General features: G+C 69.2%; 17 protein-coding genes and 1 pseudogene. 8 read left to right on the top strand and 10 right to left on the bottom strand.

Annotated features, from left to right (window positions below; all coding sequences use genetic code 11):
• Window positions 1-308 precede the first annotated feature (308 nt).
• Window positions 309-971 carry a response regulator gene (locus QMK34_RS42430; RefSeq protein WP_326420490.1) on the bottom strand — a complete coding sequence of 221 codons (663 nt, stop codon included), beginning with the start codon at window positions 969-971 and terminating at the stop codon, window positions 309-311.
• Window positions 968-2,176 carry a sensor histidine kinase gene (locus QMK34_RS42435; protein ID WP_326420503.1) on the bottom strand — a complete coding sequence of 403 codons (1,209 nt, stop codon included), beginning with the start codon at window positions 2,174-2,176 and terminating at the stop codon, window positions 968-970. The genes QMK34_RS42430 and QMK34_RS42435 overlap by 4 nt, the downstream gene beginning before the upstream one ends.
• 205 nt (window positions 2,177-2,381) lie before the next feature.
• Here QMK34_RS42435 and QMK34_RS42440 point away from each other — a divergent pair, with 205 nt between their 5' ends.
• The 3 genes from QMK34_RS42440 to QMK34_RS42450 are packed head-to-tail and all read left to right on the top strand — an operon-like array spanning window position 2,382 to window position 5,126.
• Window positions 2,382-3,188, top strand: a complete 807-nt coding sequence (locus QMK34_RS42440) for an ABC transporter ATP-binding protein (protein WP_326420491.1) — start codon at window positions 2,382-2,384, stop codon at window positions 3,186-3,188.
• A complete protein-coding gene (locus QMK34_RS42445; protein WP_326420492.1) occupies window positions 3,178-4,062 on the top strand; it encodes an ABC transporter permease in 885 nt (294 codons plus the stop codon). The genes QMK34_RS42440 and QMK34_RS42445 overlap by 11 nt, the downstream gene beginning before the upstream one ends.
• 8 nt (window positions 4,063-4,070) lie before the next feature.
• Window positions 4,071-5,126 carry an ABC transporter substrate-binding protein gene (locus QMK34_RS42450; RefSeq protein ID WP_326420493.1) on the top strand — a complete coding sequence of 352 codons (1,056 nt, stop codon included), beginning with the start codon at window positions 4,071-4,073 and terminating at the stop codon, window positions 5,124-5,126.
• Window positions 5,127-5,179: 53 nt separating this feature from the next.
• Here QMK34_RS42450 and QMK34_RS42455 read toward each other — a convergent pair whose 3' ends face one another.
• The 5 genes from QMK34_RS42455 to QMK34_RS42475 form a co-directional block, all read right to left on the bottom strand.
• Complete coding sequence (locus tag QMK34_RS42455) at window positions 5,180-5,476, bottom strand: antibiotic biosynthesis monooxygenase family protein (RefSeq protein ID WP_326420494.1); 297 nt, start codon at window positions 5,474-5,476, stop codon at window positions 5,180-5,182.
• A 337-nt stretch (window positions 5,477-5,813) separates the two neighbouring features.
• The gene (locus tag QMK34_RS42460) at window positions 5,814-6,425 is read right to left on the bottom strand and encodes a hypothetical protein (protein ID WP_326420504.1); all 612 of its coding nucleotides are present in this window, start codon (window positions 6,423-6,425) and stop codon (window positions 5,814-5,816) included.
• Between the two features lie 79 nt (window positions 6,426-6,504).
• A complete protein-coding gene (locus tag QMK34_RS42465) occupies window positions 6,505-9,408 on the bottom strand; it encodes an ATP-binding protein (RefSeq protein WP_326420505.1) in 2,904 nt (967 codons plus the stop codon).
• A 372-nt stretch (window positions 9,409-9,780) separates the two neighbouring features.
• On the bottom strand, window positions 9,781-10,185 hold the full coding sequence (locus QMK34_RS42470; protein WP_326420495.1) for an SsgA family sporulation/cell division regulator: 405 nt from the start codon (window positions 10,183-10,185) through the stop codon (window positions 9,781-9,783).
• Between the two features lie 211 nt (window positions 10,186-10,396).
• Window positions 10,397-10,876, bottom strand: coding sequence for an Lrp/AsnC family transcriptional regulator (locus QMK34_RS42475; RefSeq protein WP_326420496.1), 480 nt, complete (start codon window positions 10,874-10,876; stop codon window positions 10,397-10,399).
• Between the two features lie 184 nt (window positions 10,877-11,060).
• On the opposite strand from QMK34_RS42475, the gene QMK34_RS42480 reads away from it, so the two are divergent.
• From QMK34_RS42480 to QMK34_RS42490, 3 genes and pseudogenes are all read left to right on the top strand, one after another.
• Window positions 11,061-11,429, top strand: a complete 369-nt coding sequence (locus QMK34_RS42480) for a sensor domain-containing protein (RefSeq protein WP_326420497.1) — start codon at window positions 11,061-11,063, stop codon at window positions 11,427-11,429.
• 62 nt (window positions 11,430-11,491) lie between these two features.
• Window positions 11,492-11,584 (top strand): annotated as a pseudogene (locus QMK34_RS42485) (DNA-binding response regulator); the annotation flags it as partial.
• 127 nt (window positions 11,585-11,711) lie between these two features.
• Window positions 11,712-12,719 (top strand): beta-ketoacyl-ACP synthase III, encoded by a 1,008-nt coding sequence (locus QMK34_RS42490; protein WP_326420498.1) that lies wholly within the window; start codon window positions 11,712-11,714, stop codon window positions 12,717-12,719.
• A gap of 153 nt (window positions 12,720-12,872) precedes the next feature.
• On the opposite strand, the gene QMK34_RS42495 is transcribed toward QMK34_RS42490, so the two are convergent.
• On the bottom strand, window positions 12,873-14,366 hold the full coding sequence (locus tag QMK34_RS42495; RefSeq protein ID WP_326420499.1) for an adenylate/guanylate cyclase domain-containing protein: 1,494 nt from the start codon (window positions 14,364-14,366) through the stop codon (window positions 12,873-12,875).
• Window positions 14,367-14,476: 110 nt separating this feature from the next.
• On the opposite strand from QMK34_RS42495, the gene QMK34_RS42500 reads away from it, so the two are divergent.
• Window positions 14,477-14,974: an FBP domain-containing protein gene (locus tag QMK34_RS42500; RefSeq protein WP_326420500.1), complete on the top strand. Its 498-nt coding sequence runs from the start codon at window positions 14,477-14,479 to the stop codon at window positions 14,972-14,974.
• Here the strand turns inward: QMK34_RS42500 and QMK34_RS42505 are convergent, their stop codons facing one another.
• Window positions 14,975-15,523: a CGNR zinc finger domain-containing protein gene (locus QMK34_RS42505; protein ID WP_326420501.1), complete on the bottom strand. Its 549-nt coding sequence runs from the start codon at window positions 15,521-15,523 to the stop codon at window positions 14,975-14,977.
• 96 nt (window positions 15,524-15,619) lie between these two features.
• Between QMK34_RS42505 and QMK34_RS42510 the strand changes: the two genes are divergently transcribed.
• Complete coding sequence (locus QMK34_RS42510; RefSeq protein ID WP_326420502.1) at window positions 15,620-15,937, top strand: SDR family NAD(P)-dependent oxidoreductase; 318 nt, start codon at window positions 15,620-15,622, stop codon at window positions 15,935-15,937.
• Between the two features lie 25 nt (window positions 15,938-15,962).
• Here the strand turns inward: QMK34_RS42510 and QMK34_RS42515 are convergent, their stop codons facing one another.
• The gene (locus QMK34_RS42515; protein ID WP_326420506.1) at window positions 15,963-16,658 is read right to left on the bottom strand and encodes a FadR/GntR family transcriptional regulator; all 696 of its coding nucleotides are present in this window, start codon (window positions 16,656-16,658) and stop codon (window positions 15,963-15,965) included.
• Between the last annotated feature and the right edge of the window lie 631 nt (window positions 16,659-17,289).

Genomic DNA, 17,289 nt, shown 5'->3' on the forward strand with positions numbered 1-17,289 from the left:
ACCCAACCCCAGCATTTCGCCCCAGCCACAGCGTCTCCGCGAGCTCTGCGAGTGGAGACTTCACGCCGCGCGCCCTCTTTCGCGGCCGCCAGGCCGCCCCAACTCGCGACGGTAGGTCGCCCCCGTTAAAGACAAAGCCGCACTTACGCTCGGAGTCAGGGGCGACCTGGCGGCGCGAGTTTGTGAGCGCGCTGGCCAAAAAACACAGGCTTCTAGCCGCACCTCAGGACTAAACCAAAAAACCCGCACCGCCGCCGAGTGCCAGTAACGACCCAGCGGCGCAAGTGAACGCGCAAAAAAACCACACCTCACGACCCAGCCACCCACCGATATTCATGCTCTGGCCGCCCGGTAGCCCCGTACCGCAGCCGCATTTCAACACCCCCGGCCTCGGCAAGCGCGGTCAAGTACCGCTGCGCCGTAGCCCGAGCCATCCCCAGCTCCCCAGCCACCTCGGCAGCCGAAAGCGCACCCCCAGCGGTCCTGAGCTGTTCCGAGACAAGCCGAGAAGTAGCCGAAGACTGCCCTTTGGGCGTAGCGGTCCGATCCTGCTCGTGCAGCGCCCGAAAGACCCGGTCCACCTCATCCTGCCCGAGCGCCCGCTCCTCCGCGAGCAACCCCCGATAACGCGCATAACCACCCAACCGCTCAGCCAATTGCCGAGTGGTAAAAGGCTTGATCAAATAGTTCAACGCCCCGGCCCGAATCGCGGTGCGAATGGACCGGGCATCGGTGGCCGCGGAAAGCACAATGGTGTCGGTCTGCAGTTCGGGCAGCACGGCGAGGCCGGACTCGTCGGGCAGGTAGACGTCGAGCAGGATCAGGTCGGGGGTGAGCTCGCGGACGCGGGCGCGCGCCTCGGCGGCGGTGTGCGCGGTGCCGACCACGGCGAACCCTGGTACCTCGGCGACGAACCCGGCGTGCACCCCGGCGACGCGGAAGTCGTCGTCCACGATGAGCGTGCGGATCATGTCCGGTCCTCCAGGGATTCCCGTGCTGCCAGTGTTTCCGGCATTCTGGCGACGAACAACGCGCCAGTCTCACCGCCACCCGCGTCGGCCAGCCAGACATCGCCGTCGTGAGTCCTCGCGGCCTGTCTGGCCAAAGCCAGACCCAACCCATGCCCTGGCGCGATTTTCGTCGACACGCCTTCGTCGAAGAGGCGCTCGGCCAGCTCTCCCGGCACTCCGGACCCACTGTCCACAACGGACACATGCAGGGTGGTGCCGTCGGCGAGCAGCGCGACCTCCACCGTGGCGGGCCGCCGCGGGCCCATCCGGGCGGCGTGCAGCGCGTTGTCCACCAGGTTGCCGATCACCGTGTTGGCGGCGATCGGATCGGTCACCGTGGTGGGCACCCAGGAGTCGTCGGAGAGCCGCAGTTCCATGCCTTTTTCCTGCGCCTGCTCGGTTTTCGCGACGAGCAGCGCCTGCAGATACGGGTCGGCCACCGTGTCGCCGACCGAGCTGGAGCGAGCCGACGGGGTCTCCGTGAGCGCCTGGACGTACTCGACCGCCTCGCTGTGGTGCCCGAGCTGGAGCAGTCCCGACAGTGTGTGCAGACGGTTCGAAAACTCGTGCCGCTGCGCGCGCAGCCCGTCGGACAGTGCGCGGATCCCGTCGAGTTCCCTGGTCAGCGTGTCGAGGTCGGTGCGGTCGCGGAAGGTCAGCACGGTGCCGATCTCCCGGTCTTCGCCGTGGACCGCGCGCGAGTTGATCACCAGCACCCGGTTCCCGGCCACGGCCAGGAGGTTGTCCACCGCCTGCCCCTCTTCGACGGCCTTGAGCAGCCGCGGCGACAAGTCCAATTCGGACAGTTGCGCGCCGATCGAAATCTCGGTGCCGAGCAGGCGTTCTGCCTCGTCGTTGCGCACCGATACCCGGTTCGTCGCGTCGACCGCCAGCACCCCTTCGCCGATCCCGTGCAGCACGGCCTCGCGCTCGTAAAGCAGCTCGGTGAGCTCATGCGGCTCCAGCCCGTGCGTGACCCTTTTCGCCGCCGCGCCGGAGATCACCGCCGGGTCGGTCGCGACGGACTTCGCGATCGCCAGCGCGCGCTCCCCGTACTGGTCGTCCAGGGTGCTGCGCAGCAGCCAGCCGACGAGCGCGACGCCGAGGCCGAGCACCAGCACGACCACACCGATCTGCAGCAGCAGGATCTGCCTGCTGAACCGCATCCGCGCGAAGAACGCCCTCTTTGGCATGTCCGGCACCGTACCCCCAGGTCACGGCCATGCGCTAAACGAGCAAAACGCGGAGAACGCACAGCTCGCACGCAGAACGCGGACAAGCTTCACGTGCCGGGCACCGGCTCTTAACGTCCCCGTGATCCCCGACACCCCCGAGTAGTGCGCAAACAAGAGTGACGAAGGAGTCACCTCGATGTCCCCACCCCTCATCGAACTCATCGGCGCCACCAAAAGGTTCCCGAGTGGGTCCGGCACCGTCCACACGGCCGTCCGCGAGCTGACCATGACCGTCGAACCCGGCGAGTTCGTCGCGGTCGTCGGCCCGACGGGCTGTGGCAAGTCCACCGCGTTGTCGCTGGTCTCCGGCTTGCAGCCGCCCTCGGCCGGGCAGGTCAGGGTCAACGGCGAGGAGGTGAAGTCCATTCCTGACGGCGTGGGCTACATGTTCCAGACCGACGCCGTGATGCCGTGGCGTTCCGTGCTCGACAACGTCGCCTCCGGGCCGCGCTTCCGCGGCGCCGCCAAGGCCGACGCCCGTGCGCAGGCCGCCGACTGGATCGAGCGCGTCGGCCTCGCGGGCTTCGAGAAGTACTACCCGCACCAGCTCTCCGGCGGTATGCGCAAACGCGTCGCGCTGGCGCAAACCCTGGTCACCAGCCCCAAAATCCTCCTGATGGACGAGCCGTTCTCGGCACTCGACGTGCAGACCCGCGCGCTCATGCAGGACGAGCTGCTGCGGCTGTGGCAGGGCACCGGCGCGGCCGTCATCTTCGTGACGCACGACCTCGACGAGGCCATCGCGCTCGCCGACAAGGTCGTCGTGATGACCGCGAGCCCGGCGACGGTGAAGGACGTCTTCGACATCCCGCTGGAGCGGCCGCGCGCCGTGGAGGAGCTCAGGTTGACCGAAGAGTTCCGGCTGATCTACCGCGACATCTGGGAATCACTGCGCGGCGAGGTCGACAAGGCCCGCCAGAAGGGGGCATCCGATGTCGCTTGACATGCTGGTTCCTTCGTCGAATCCCCAGCCCACGATCGAATCCGAGGCGAGCATCATCGCCAGGCAGAAGCTGCGGACGGCCAAGCGTCGCCGCAACGTCTGGCTGCTGCGCCTGGCGATCGTCGTCGCTTGGCTGGGCAGCTGGGAGCTGACGGCCACCTACTGGATCGACCCGTTCTTCTACTCGAAGCCGTCGCGCATCTGGCAGCGGCTGGTCGAGTGGTTCACCCAGGGCACCGATTTCGGCTCGATCTGGTACCAGATCCTGGTGACCGTCGAAGAAGCCGTGATCGGCTTCGTGATCGGTGCGGTGCTGGGCGTGGTGTTCGGCGTCATCCTCGGCCGCAGCGCGTACCTGGCCGACGTGCTCTCGCCGTTCATCAAGGCCGCCAACGCGTTGCCCCGGATCGTGCTGGCGGCGTTGTTCGTGATCTGGTTCGGGCTCGGGCTGGAGTCGAAGGTCGCGACCGTCATCGTGCTGGTGTTCTTCGCGGTGTTCTTCAACGCCTTCACCGGCGCCCGCGAGGTCGACCGCAACCTGATCGACAACGCCCGCATCCTCGGCGCGAGCCGCCGCCAGGTGCTCGGCTCGATCGTGCTGCCCAGCGCGACTTCGTGGATCCTGTCGTCGCTGCACGTCGCGTTCGGTTTCGCGCTGATCGGCGCGGTCGTCGGCGAGTACACCGGCGCGAAGTACGGCCTCGGCTTCCTGATCGCCAACGCGCAGGGCACCTTCGACACCGCCGGTGTCTACGCGGGCATGCTGATCATCACCGTGGTCGCGCTCGCCGCGGAATGGGGTATCAGCACGCTGGAAAACCGGCTGCTGCGCTGGCGTCCGCCGTCCGCCAGCGTGATCATGAAGGGGCTCTGAGGCCCGCGATGAGTCTCAAAAGGACAGTTGGCGTCGCCGCCGCGCTGATGCTGACGCTGGCGGGCACGGTGGCTTGCCGCGACTCGCGCACGATGGACTTCGGCGAGTCGGGCAAGCCACACATCAAGATCATGATCGGCGGCCTGTCGAAGGTCATCTACCTGCCGGGCCAGCTCGCCGCGCAGCTCGGCGAGTACGAGAAGCAGGGGCTCGACGTCGAACTGTTCGACCAGCCCTCCGGCGCGAACGCCGAGACCTCCCTGCTGGCCGGTGAAGTGCAGGCGGTGGTCGGGTTCTACGACCACACCATCGATCTGCAGGCCAAGGAACAGTGCCTCACCAGTGTCGTGCAGTTCGCGAACGTGCCCGGTGAGGCCGAGATGGTCGCCACGAAGAAGGCGGGCGAGATCCGCGGCGGCGCGGACTTCAAGGGCCGCAACCTCGGCGTCACGTCACTCGGCTCTTCGACGGACTTCCTGACGAAGGCGCTGGCGCAGCGGGGCGGTGTCACCCCGAAGGAGTACACGCCGGTCAAGGTCGGCGCCGGGCAGACGTTCATTTCCGCGCTGAACCAGGGTTCGATCGACGCCGGGATGACCACCGACCCGACCATCGCGCAGCTGACGAACACCGGGCAGGCCAGGGTTCTCTACGACATGCGCACCGAACAGGGCACCCGCGCCGCGCTCGGCGGGCTGTACCCGGCGAGTTCGCTGTACATGAGCTGCCAGATCGTGGAGCGCTATCCCGACGTCGTGCAGAAGCTGGCCAACGCGTATGTCGCGTCGTTGCAATGGCTGTCGAAGCACACTGCCGAGGAGGTCGCGGCGAAGATGCCGAAGTCGTTCGCTGGCGGCGACAAGGCGTTGTACGTCAAGTCCCTCAAGGACAGTCTCGGGATGTTCACCAAGGACGGCCGGATGGACCCGGAGGGTGCGCGGAACGTGCTCAAGGTGCTCGGCGATTCGTCGAGCAATGTCAAGCCGCACAAGGACAAGATCGATCTGTCCAAGACCTACACCACGCAGTTCGTCGATGCCGCGAAGGCTCGTCAGTCCGACTAGGACAAAGCCTCTGAAGGCCACCATGAGGGACTTGAACGCCCTCATGGTGGCCTTCAGGGACTTCCGCGGTTAAGGGGAGCTCCCGAGCCTGCGCCGTGGATCGACGGCGACGGCTCGTCGACGGTCGAGCAGACCGGCGTCGCGACCGCGATCGACTCCTCGTCCTTCCAGTAGGACACCGTGATGCCGAGTTCGGGGCCGCTGCGGGCCGCGTCGTGGCCGAGGTAGCCGGGCTGTTGGGCGGCCAGTTCGCCGAGGTGGTCTGCCTCCTCTGAGTAGCCGTTGTCGCCTTCGGTGCGGCGGGAGGCGAAGACCACCACGTAGTACAGCGGTTCGGGGTAGCTTCGCATGTTCGCTGTGTATAAGAACGCGTCTGAGAACTGTCGCAGCAGCCGCCGCTCGAAGCCTCGGGCGCCTGGCCTTCGAAGCCGCCTACCCTCCACAAAGGACGAAAAGTCCACCCATTCGCCCGCCTCATACCGCCACGACCGTTTCATGCGTGCCCCTGAAGGCCACCATGACAGCGTTAAACGCCGTGAAGGCTCCCATCAGGGCATACGGCAAGCTGGGGTCGCGACTGAAGGGGACCTTCCCTCGACTCAACCTTGCAAAAGTCCCCTTCACCAGAACAGACCGTGTGAAGGTCCCCGTCAGTCAACGTCAACGGGCGGCGGGGGTAACGGGTTTTCAGGACTTGAGACCGCTCACCGCCCAGGCGAGAACCATCAGCGCCAGCACCAGCGAAATCGCCGCTTGCAGCATCATCGTCATTTTCGCCCACAGGCGCAGCGGCATCACGTCGGTCGGGCTGAAGGCGGTGGCGTTCGTGAACGAGAGGTAGAGGTAGTCGAGGTAGCTCGGTTCCCAGTCCTTGTGGGCCAGCTCCGGGTCGCTCATCTGGGGGAACATCAGGTCGGCGTACTCCGCCCGCCCGACGGCGCGCATCCCCGGGCCGCCGCGGTCGAACTCCCAGTACCAGAGGGAGAAGACCACGATGTTCGTCCAGTAGACGATCCCGCCGCTGACCAGGACGCGGGCCGCCTGGTCGCCGAGAGTGCCGGTCGCGATGCCCGCCACCAGCTGGCCCGCCGACACCCCGTTCGCGATGCTGACCACCGCGACCAGCACCAGCGAGATCATCCGCTCGACCCGGCTCCGCTCGTCCATCCGGCCGGGGTTGATCAGCAGCAGGGCCACCACCAGCAGCCCGGACAGCGCGGGCAGCAGCCACCACGGCTTCAGCACCAGCTCGACCGGCAGGATCAGCTGCAGCCCGAGGGTCGCGAACACCACCACCAGCGCCGGCCAGCGTTGTTCACCTTCGGTGCGCCGCCGCCAGGCGGGTAACGCCGGTTTCGTCTCGCCTGTGCTCACCGGCTCACGGTATGGCCGCGGACGCTTCGTCGCCAGACGTCGTGAGCCGGTGCGCCACGTCCGTGCGTGAGCGGGTGCCGAGTTTGCGGAGCACCTTCGCCACGTGTTGCTCCACAGTGCGCGGCGAAAGGAACAGGCCGTCGGCGATTTCGCGGTTGGTCCTTCCGTCGGAGAGCATCCGCGCGACCTCGCGTTCTCGCGGCGAAAGCTCCTGGCCGTAGCCCCGGCGGCCGCGCTGCGAGGGCGCCCACGCGCCGTGCTCACGCAGTTGGTGACGGCAGCGGCCCGCGTCTCGCGAAGCGCCCAGACGTTCGTATTCCTCTGCGGCGCACGAGAGCTCTTCGAGCGCTTCGCGGCTTCCCGCGGTGAGCCTGCTCGACGCCGCTCGCTCGCGCGCGCCGATCTCCGCGTAGGGCATCGGCAGGGCGGCGTAGCAGGCGGCCGCCTCGTCGAACGTCGCCGCGGCCTCCTGGTGCTTGCCGCGTGCTTCCAGGAGCACCGCGCGTCCGGTCAGCAGGGCCGCCACGGTCACCGGTGCGTCCCGGTCCTGGATGCCGCGGGCGAACTCCTCGACTATCGCGTCGGCTTCGGACCAGCGCCCGGCCCGCGTGTACGCGTCTGTGGCCGCCGGGACCAGCGCCGCCGCCCACACCCAGACGCCCTTGCGCCGCGCCGCCGCCATCGCCTGATCTGCCGTCGCGCAGGCCGCGGCGAGGTCGCCCGTCGCGCGCAGGACGTTGATCAGCACCCCGGCCGCCGAGAGCACCACCGGTATCGGCCCGTCCTCGGGGGCGTGCACGCTCGCCGCGGCCAGATGTCGTTGTGCCATCGCGAATTCCCCGCGCACGGCGGCCAGCCCGCCGAGGACGAGCGAGGACTCCATCACGATCGGCGCGAGGTCGGGATAGCTGTCGCGCAGCTGCTCGGCGGCCTCGGCGAGGCCCGTCCACCGCCCGCGCGCCCAGTCCATCCGCACCCGCGTGCCCTGCGCGAGCCCGGCCGCGTAGAGCGCGCCCGCGTCCGTCGCGCGCCGGGTGCCTTCGGTGACGAGCCGCTCGGCGCGGCCCAGGTGCCCGGCCCACGACTCGGCGTCGGCGAGGTTGCACCAGAGCCGCGCCAGCTGCACCCGTTCCGCGACGCCTGCCCCGGTGTCCGGCAGCCGTTCGAACTCCGGCCACGCCGCGCGGTCGCCGATGTGGGCGCTGCTGGAGATGCGGTCGGCGGTCAGCGACAGCCGGAGTTCGGGGTCTTCGATGCGGCCGAACACCTCGCGCACGCGCTGCTGCCACGTCTCGTGCCAGGCCAGCGGGGTGAGCCCGTCGATCGGCTGGGCGAGCAGGTTGATCCCGCGCACCGCCAGCTCCGGCCGGTCGACGAGCTCCTCGATGGCCGTCTCGACCTCCGCCCGGCCGCGGCCGAGCTGCCCGTTCGTGCGGACGAGCAACATGCCGAGGCTCAGCCGGATGGTGCCGCGCACGGCCGTGGTCAGCCGCGGCTCCTCCAGGATCCGTTCCAGGGTGGCCAGCACGTCCGGCCGGAACCCGCGCAGCGCGACCCGGCTCAGCTTCGTGGCGAGCCTGCCGAGGTCGGCCTCGCCCGTCCCGCCGTCGGCCAGCACGGACTGCAGCAGGTCGATCGCGCGCGAGGTCTCACCCTGCACGACGGCCTCGTCGGCGGCGGCTTCGGCGTAACCACGCCACTGCTCCGTCCGGCCTGCCGCGCGGGCGTGGTTCGCGAGCAGGGTCAGCGGTGGGGACGGCTGTCCGGCGAGCACCCGGATCGTCTGCGCGTGCAGTAAAGCCCGCTCGGGCGCGCTCACCGTGTCGTAGACCGCCTTGCGCGCCAACGGATGCCGGAATCCGTAGCGGTCGTTGGCGACTTCGCTCAGCACGCCGCCGCTCAACGCGTCGAGCAATGCCGCCCGCAGGTTCTCCCCGTCCAGCGCGGCCAGTTCCCCGAGGACGGCGGCCTCCGCGGGCACGCCGTGCACGGCGGCCGCGCGGGACAACCGGACGGCCGGTTCGGTCAGCGCGGTCAGCCGCTCGGTGACGGCCTCCCGCAGCAGCGCGGGCACTTCGAGGCTTTCGAGCAACCGGTGCGACAGCACCTCCCCGATCGGCAGCCGCCCGGCCGCGTCGCGCAGCGCGCGCAGGGTTTCCTCGACCACGAAAGGAATCCCGGCCGTGCTCTCCCGCAGTTTCGTGGCGAACTCGGTGGTGACGCGGGGCAGCGCGAGCAGCTCGGTGGCCAGCATCCGGACGGCCTCGACGTCGATCGGGCCCAGCGAGACGCGCGCGGTGTGCACCTCCGGGCCGGTGCGCAACGGGACGGACCGGCCGGTGGCGCGCGTGCGGGCGGTCACGACGAGGCCGAGCTCGTGCGGCATGCCCGCGGCGAGGAATCGCAGCAGGTCCAGCGTCGTCTCGTCGGCCCACTGGAGGTCGTCGATCATCAGCAGCGTGGGCCCGCACGCGACGAGCAGTTCGCGGAACGCGCGGAACTGCCGATGCCGTTCAGCGACCGGGTCGGCGAGCGGTTCCGGTTGCGGGGGAAGGGTTTCCGCGAGTTCGGGCAGCAGCGGGTGCAGCACGCCGGCGACCGGGCTGAGCGGGCCGAGTGGCCGGTCCGCCGCCGAGCGCAGCGCTTCCAGCAGCGGCCCGTACGGGAACGGCTCGCGCAACGGCTGGCAGGCGCCGGTGAGGATCCGGCCGCCGGAGAATTCCCGTCGGGCGGCGAGCTCGGCCAGCAGCCTGCTGCGGCCCATGCCGGGTTCGCCTTCGACGATCACGGCGGCGGGCCGCTGGACGAGCACCGCGACGATCGCGGCCAGTTCGGCGTCCCGGCCCGCGAGCGAGGTCGCCCCCGTGCGAACGGAGACCGAGGTCGGGCCTGCGGTGGCGAGCCACATCATGCGCGCTCCTCAATGGCCGGGCGGACAGGCCGCGGCGTCCATTTTGTCGGGAGCTTAAGCAGTCGCTCGTCGCTCGTAAACCGGGTACGCGGGTCCTGGACCTCGCTCAGCTCACACGTCCGCGCACGGAAAGTCACTGAGCTGCCGGTGCTTGCCCGGGAAAGGATCACCAGGCGTGCGAAATCCCGGCCGATCGCCGGATCCGGTGGCGCATACCTCGTTCAGGTTGTGCTGGTCGTCACGCAAAGTATCTGCCGGAAACCCTACTTAGGGACCGGGTGACGACGACCGAAGGGCGGTTTGAGTGCCTCCAGAGCACTCAAGCCGCCCTTCGTTCCTTACCGCGGGAGAGGCAGGTTCAGGGGTGGGTCAGACGTTGCTGATCTCTTCGATCAGGCCCTCGACGTCGAAGTACTCGCTCTCCGAGCCGAGCGGCACCAGCTCGATCGTCGCGCTGACGAACGTCTCGACGTCCTCGCGCTCCAGCTCGAACGACGCGTACCCGTCCGGTGACTCGATTTCCAGCGTCAGCATCGCCTCGTCCTCGGACAGGTCGGGGCGGACGCGGACGTCGCCGAGGCCGGCGGGCTCGGTCAGGCCGGTGACGAGCAGGTCACGCGCGAAAGTCCACTCGACCCAGCGGCCACGCTCGGTCCGGAACGCGACGGTGACCGCGAACGGCTCGTCGGCGTGGAAGGACAGGCGGGAGAGTACGGGCGTGGTGCTCTCGTTGAGCAACACGAACTGGCTCTGGTGTACGGCGTCGGTGTGCACGGCCACTCCTAGCGTTCCGGTGGTTCGCGCGGCGCGAACTTGGTGGACACCTAGGAGAGGAACCAGGGGATCACTCGTGACGTCGTTGCGGCGACGTTCACGCTATTGGTTGCATCTGTCCATAGTGGTGTAACACCGGCGACATACCCCTTGTCATCGGGCGCACACCGGGGGTGGTCGATCCACAGTGGACCGGCGGGCACCGGACCACTCAGCCCCGGCGGTCCAGTGGCAGCGTCAGCCCGACCTTCACCCTGTCCATCGCGACGCTGGTGGTGAAGTGCCGGACGTTCGGGTTCTCCAGGAACATCCGCCGGGTGAACGCGTCGAACTCGGCCATGTCCCGGCAGTTGACCACCAGCACGAAGTCGGCCGCGCCGGTCACCCAGTAACACTGCTGCACGCACTCCTCGGCCAGCGTCCGCTGGCGGAACTCGTCGAGCACGTCCACGCGCTCGCGCTCCATCTCGACCGTGACCACGAACGTCATCGCCAGCCCGAGCGCCTTCGGCGAGAGCACCGCGACCTCGCGTTCGATCACCCCGGTGTCGCGCAGCCGCTTGATCCGCCGCTGCACGGCGGCGGCCGAGAGCCCGACCTTGGCGCCGATCACCTCGGCGATGGTGCGGGAGTCGGCCTGCAGGCAGGCCAGGATGGCGGTGTCGAGTGTGTCGAGGTCGGGTGGCTGCACCGGATCAGGCTAGCCGGAGACACCGACAAGACGCCCGCGCTCGGGGGCGCCCGATCGGGCGGCCAGCACCGTACGGCGAAAGGTGTAGCCAGCACCACCGCGCTCGCCGCGGCCGTGCTGAACGACGCGGGCGTGATGATCAAGGACCGAGCGCGGCGAGTGGGTGCGGGCGGGCGGGCGGTACATGGCTTGCACCACCGCGGTCGGCGTCGGCTGCCTGATCGCGCTGCCGATCCTGGTCGCCTCCGCGGCCGTCTGCCTGATCTCGCTCGGTGTCCTGCTGGTGCCGCCGCAGCTGCGGGCACTCGGCCGGGTGACGGACTGGGAGCGCCGCCGGGCCGGTCGCCGCCTCGGCGTCGAACTCGCGCCCCGGGGGCCGCGGTCCTCGCGGCTGCGGGACCTGATCGCCGAACCCGCAACTCGCCGTGATCTGCTGGCTGCTGGTGATGATGGTCGCCGGGACGGTGTCCGGGCTCCTCGGGCTGCTCCTGTTGCTGACGCCGCTGAGCGCGCTGATCTCGTGCGCGCTGTGGTGGGCCTTCCCGGCCGCTGAGCCCGCCTCCGTGGTCGCCATCCCGATCACCGGCTGGGGCCGTTCGCGGCCTGCGTCGGCACAAACACGTCGGCACCATCGTCGTGAAACTGGACCTCCCGGTCAGTGACAGTGGTCACCGGAGGGTGCTCGCCGTACTCGCCTACCTCGGGTGACCGCAAGATGTGAACTTTCCTTAAATGGTGATTTAGATCACAACTGACGGGTTTACCGAATAGTAGCCCATACAAGTGGAGAGACGCCGGTGCCTTTTTCCCTCCTCCGGTGCGGAAGGAATTCCTGGTGTCCACGCAAGGTTTGCGCGGCGCGGCGGTCGTGGCCGGGCTCGGTGCGTGGCTACCCCCGCGCGTAGTGGACAACGAGGAGATCTCCCGCTACCTCGACACGTCCGACGAATGGATCAGGGCCAGGACCGGCATCGGCGAACGGCATGTGGTCGACCCCGGCATGTCCACGGTGGACCTCGCGGTCGAAGCGGGCCGCCGGGCACTGGACTCCGCCGGGCCGGGCGCGATCGACGCCGTGCTGCTGGCGACCTCCACGGCCGACCAGCTCTGCCCCGGCAGCGCCCCGCAGGTGGCGAGCAGGCTCGGGCTCAACGGCGTCGCGGCCCTCGACCTCAACGCGGTCTGCAGCGGGTTCGTCTACGCGCTGGCCACCGGCGGCGGGCTGATCGCCTCCGGCGTCGCGGGCCGCGTGCTGGTCATCGGGGCGGACGTGTTCACCTCGCTGATCGACCCGCAGGACCGCTCGACCGTGCCGATCTTCGGCGACGGCGCCGGCGCGGTGGTGCTGCGCGAGGGCACGGCCGACGAGCCGGGCGCGCTCGGGCCGTTCGACCTGCACAGCGAGGGCGAGCTGGCGGAGCTGCTGTGGGTCGCCGCGGGCGGCGCGAAGCAGCGGACCTCGGAAAACCGCAGCGACTACTTCCTGGCGATGCAGGGCACCGCGGTGTTCCGGCACGCCTGCGCGCGGATGGCCGAGTCGGCCAGGACGGTGCTGGACAAGGCGGGCTGGCAGGTCTGCGACGTCGACCGGTTCGTCGGGCACCAGGCGAACATCCGGATCCTGCAGGTCGCCGCGAAGCAGCTGGGCCTGCCGCCCGAGTCCGTGGTCGCGAACATCGAGCACACCGGCAACACGAGCGCCGCGTCGATCCCGCTGGCACTGGCCGACGCGGTCACCGACGGGACTCTCGTGACGGGGCACAAGGTGCTGCTCGGCGCTTTCGGCGCCGGGCTGACCTGGGGCTCCACCGTCCTGACCTGGCCGGACGTCAAGCCGGGCTGAGACGCGCCCGGCAAAACGGGAGCAAAGGACCTTTGCTCCCGTTTTCGTGTTCTGCCCTGATCTGAGGGGCCCGCGGGAGCAAGGGACCTTTGCTGCCGTTTTCGAGTGCTGCCGTGCCCGGACGACGTCGGGACACCCGTCCTGAGGCCTGAGTCAGGCGTCCTCTTCGTCGCCCCACATGAGCGTCGCCTCCTGGCGGCCGCGCAGTTCGAGCTCGCCCCGCGGGGACCAGAACGCCTGCTCGCTCTCGACGGCGGCGGCGATGACCGGGTCGCTCGCGAGGATCCGGCCGGGCGCCCCCTTGGCGATCTCGGTCAGGCGTGCCGCCTCGTTCACCGCGTCGCCGATCACCGAGTACTCGAACCGGCTGCTCGTGCCGAGCTGACCCGCGAACACCGGACCGCTCGCGACGCCGATCCCGAGGTCCAGCTCCCCGGCCTCCCGCACGGCGTCCCGGATCGCGCGCGCGGCCGAGAGCGCCGAAGTCGCCGAGTCGGCCAGCCGGGTGGGCGCGCCGAAGATGCAGAGCGCCGCGTCGCCCTGGAACTTGTTCAGCAGGCCGCCGCGGGCGGTGACGGCCTCGACCACGCTGGTGAACAGCCGGTTCAGTTTGCCGACCAGCTCCTCCGGCGGCGTGTGATACGCCAGCGCCGTCGAGTCGACGACGTCGACGAACAGGGCCGTCACCTCACGGACGTCCCCGGACAGCGAGGCGCCGTACTCCAGCGCGTGCCGCGCGACGTCGGCGCCGACGTGCCTGCCGAACAGGTCCCGCATCCGCTCCTGCTCGCGCAGCCCGGCGGCGAGGTCGTTGACCGAGGTCTGCAGCATGCCGATCTCGCTGGAGTCGTCGACGTCCACCGAGACGTCGGTGCCGCCGCGGGCGATGCGGTCGAGCGCGATCCGCAGCCGGTGCAGCGGCGTCGCGACTCCGCGCGCGAGCAGCGCGGTACCGAAGGCGCCCACGACCAGGCCGATCACGGACAGCACGATCAGGCTGGTCGTGTGGTCGCCGGTGCCGAGGTCCGGCGGCGAGGCCACCAGCAGGACGCCGAGGAACGGGACACCGCTGGCCAGCGCCCAGGTCAGGATCAGCCGGGTCAGCACGGTGACCGGCAGTTTGTCCTTCGGCGGCGCGACGTCCAGCGCGAGCGTCATCACCGGCCGCGCGATCCATTCGGCCGCCAGGTACGTCAGCCCGACCGTGGTCAGCCCACCGAGACCGACGGTGAGCGCCATGCCCACCGCGTCCATCCCGGACCCGAACGTCCACGCGAGCGCGCCCAGCACCACCGTGCCGATCAGCCACAGCGTGCCGCTGACCGTCGCCATGTCGATCGGCAGCCGCAGCGCGCGGCGGGCCTCCGCCTTGGTGGGCGGACGGCCCAGCACGAACCAGATTGCGGTGCGGCGCTGCAGCCACGCCGTCCACAGCGTCCCGACCAGCAACGACAGCGTGACCATCCCCGCCGACGTGACGCCGAGGATCCAGCCCCGGTCGCCGATCTCGCGCGGCAGGCCCTGCAGGAACAGCAGCAACGCCACGACGCCCGAGCCGCAGACGCTGGAGCCGAGTCCCAGCGCGGCGAAGCCCAGGCTGGTGCGCAGTACCAGCCGGAACCGGCCCAGCTTCGCGTTGGTGCGCACGGGCTCGATCGTAGGCTGGCGGCCGGGGCGAACCGAAAAGGCGTGGTCGGCCCGGCCGGGTGATGGGTAGGTTCGCTGCTGACCTGTAGTCAAGTTGGTAGGAGACCACCGTGGAGCCGCTCAGCCAGGACGAGATCAGGGCCTCGTTCGTCAACTGTTCACGCGGCGAAGCCAAGGGCGTGACGATGCCTGTCGGGTTCGGCGAGCTGCGCTGGGAGAACCTGGACTTTCTCGGCTGGCGCGACCCGAAGGCCACCGGCCGCGCGTACCTCGTCGTGCCGCACGAAGGCGGCATAGTCGGACTTTCCCTGCGTGCGGCCACCCCGCCGAAGGGCCGGTTGCGCAGCAACATGTGCGCCCTCTGCCTGACCACGCACGGCGTCGCCGATATCGCGCTGTTCTCCAGCCGCCGCGCGGGCAAGCCCGGCCGCGAAGGCAACACGCTGGGCACCTACGTCTGCGCCAACCTCGCGTGCAGCCGGTACGTGCGCCGCGAGCTCACCTCGGAGGTCCCGCAGCCCGACGAGTCGCTGACGCTCGACGGGCGGATCCTGCGGCTGCGGGAGAAGGTCCGCAAGTTCGTCGAACGGGTGCTGGAAAACCAGTAGTCAGCTCGTCCGTTCGCGGTAGGCACGTGTTTTCATCCGGTTGCCGCAGCCCGCTGTCGAGCACCAGCGGGCGTTGCGCGGTTTGCTGTGGTCGTAGAACACCCAGCCGCAGTCGGGCGCGCCGCACGACTTCATCCGGGCCCACGAACCGTCGGCCGAGGACAGGATCACCGTCGCCAGCACGGTCGACAGTGCGCCCGCCGTGCCGTCGCCGGTGCCCCGCAACCCCAGCCGGGTGTCCACACGCAGCGGAAGTCGCCCGCCCAGTTCCTCCAGCTCTCCCGAGGTTTCGTCGTCGAGTTCACCCGTGCGGTTCGCCGCCGTGACGGCGCGGAGCACCCGCCTGAGCTCCTTCGCCAGAACGAGTTCCGCCGCGGAGTACTCACCGTGCTCCGCCAGCCACTTCTCCAGCTCGTCGTCTGGTAAGCGGCCGCCGAACGTGCGCTCGTCGAGCGTGTTCAGGAACTCGAACACGCCGCCGAGCCGCACCGGCACGCGGTGGAACTCCGCCGCCGGTGTCTGCCAGTCCCACCCCATTCGCAACACCACCTAACGGTTTTACTGTAGCGTAGACACCAGTAAAGCCTTTAGGTGGTGTTCGGAAGGGAGTCGCGGTGAAGAACCTTGCGGTGAAGGAACGTCGCGGTGAAGAACGCAGTGGTCACAGGGGCAAGCAGGGGGATCGGGCTCGCGGTCGTCCAGGCGCTCGCGGTGGATCTGTCCACACCGGACGGTCCAGCACGGCTCATCGAGTATGCGGAGGCGGAGCTCGGCGGGATCGACCTGCTGGTCAACAACGCGGGCGGCGGCGGGGCCCGGCCTGCGGGCTTCCTGTCAGTGACCGACGAGGATTGGCGGCGCACCTTGGACCTGACGCTGTTCACCACGATCCGCGCCACCTGGGCGGCTCTGCCGGGCCTGCTTCGGGCAAGGCGCCCAACATCAGCGGATCCGACCTGGTGATTGACGGGGGGATGGTGAAAACGGTCTAGGAATCGTCCTTGGCGGCGTAGTCGTGCACCGAGGTCTTGGCCTCCACGAGGTGCTTGAGCGTGGCCGCGCGGGCGGCCGCCGGGTCCGAGCGCCGGATGGCCGCCAGGATCTCGCGGTGCTCGTCGACGGCCTTGCGGATCTGCCCAGGCAGCCGCAGCGCGGTCCGGCGCTCCTCGCCGACCAGTGCGAGGACGGAGCGAAGCAGGTCGGCGACGTCGTCATTGCCCGCGTTGCCGGCGATCACCCGGTGGAACTCGGCGTCCGTCGCGATGACGCGCAGCATGTCGCCGTCCGCGGCGGCCTGTTCCATCTCGGCGACGTTGCTCTCCAGCTTGCTCACCACCCGCGGCGTGTGCTGGTAGGCGAGCCGCTCGGCGAGCGTCGGCTCGACGGTCGTCCGCAGGTCGAACAGCTTTTCGACGAGCTGCTCGTGCTCGCGGAACCAGCTGCGCAACGGCTTCTGCCCGTCGGTCTCGAGCTCGCGGACGTAGGTGCCCGAACCCGCGCGGATCTGCACGTAGCCGATCGAGTCGAGCACCCGCAGGGCCTGGCGCAACGAGCCGCGGCTGATGCCGAGCTGGTCGCACAGGATCCGTTCGGCGGGCAGCCGGGAGCCCGGGGCGAGCCGTCCGGAGTCGATCAGGGTGCGCAGATGGTCGACGGTCGCACTCCACACCTGCTCGGAGCGCACCTCGTGCACGTCGGGCTGCTGCTGGCTGTCGCTGACCACGTCCGCATCCTGCCAGGTTCACCGCCCGGAAGGGGACCGCGTTGGTCCTACCAGTGAACCGCCGAGCTCACCGGAGGTAACCGCGTTCATCGAGATACCGCACCGGCTCGCCAAGGACCTGCCGGTAGTTGTTCCGCAGACTCGGCCACGAAGGCGTGGGTCTCAGAACGCGTCTGAGAACTGTCGCAGCAGCCGCCGCTCGAAGCCTCGAGCACCTGTCCTTCGAAGCCGCCTACCCTCCACAAAGGACGAAAAGTCTACCTATTCGCCCGTTTCATACCGCCATGACCGTTTCATGCGTGCCCCTGAAGGCCACCATGACAGCGTTAAACGCCGTGAAGGCTCCCATCAGGGCACACGGCAAACCTGGGGTCGCGACTGAAGGGGACTTCCCGCCACTCAACCTTGCAAAAGTCCCCTTTCACCAGAACAGACCATGTGAAAGTCCCCGTCAGTCACGCGGCCCTAGGAGGCTGCTGAATATGGGTGGTTCTGGGGCTGACTGCCTGAGACGTCCGAGGTGCGGACAGTGAGCGTAAGGCCGTGACGCGAACCGTCCGGATCGTGAGAGGGCCTCTGGAGGGCTGTTGAT

This window comes from Amycolatopsis sp. H20-H5 (assembly GCF_035828755.1).
Lineage (GTDB): Bacteria > Actinomycetota > Actinomycetes > Mycobacteriales > Pseudonocardiaceae > Amycolatopsis.

Bases quoted from the DNA above. Each gene is read 5' to 3' on its own strand.
- QMK34_RS42445 (WP_326420492.1), top strand. From the start codon at position 3,178: ATGTCGCTTGACATGCTGGTTCCTTCGTCGAATCCCCAGCCCACGATC.
- QMK34_RS42430 (WP_326420490.1), bottom strand. From the start codon at position 971: ATGATCCGCACGCTCATCGTGGACGACGACTTCCGCGTCGCCGGGGTG.
- QMK34_RS42465 (WP_326420505.1), bottom strand. From the start codon at position 9,408: ATGTGGCTCGCCACCGCAGGCCCGACCTCGGTCTCCGTTCGCACGGGG.
- QMK34_RS42450 (WP_326420493.1), top strand. From the start codon at position 4,071: ATGAGTCTCAAAAGGACAGTTGGCGTCGCCGCCGCGCTGATGCTGACG.
- QMK34_RS42440 (WP_326420491.1), top strand. From the start codon at position 2,382: ATGTCCCCACCCCTCATCGAACTCATCGGCGCCACCAAAAGGTTCCCG.
- QMK34_RS42480 (WP_326420497.1), top strand. From the start codon at position 11,061: ATGGCTTGCACCACCGCGGTCGGCGTCGGCTGCCTGATCGCGCTGCCG.
- QMK34_RS42435 (WP_326420503.1), bottom strand. From the start codon at position 2,176: ATGCGGTTCAGCAGGCAGATCCTGCTGCTGCAGATCGGTGTGGTCGTG.
- QMK34_RS42455 (WP_326420494.1), bottom strand. From the start codon at position 5,476: ATGCGAAGCTACCCCGAACCGCTGTACTACGTGGTGGTCTTCGCCTCC.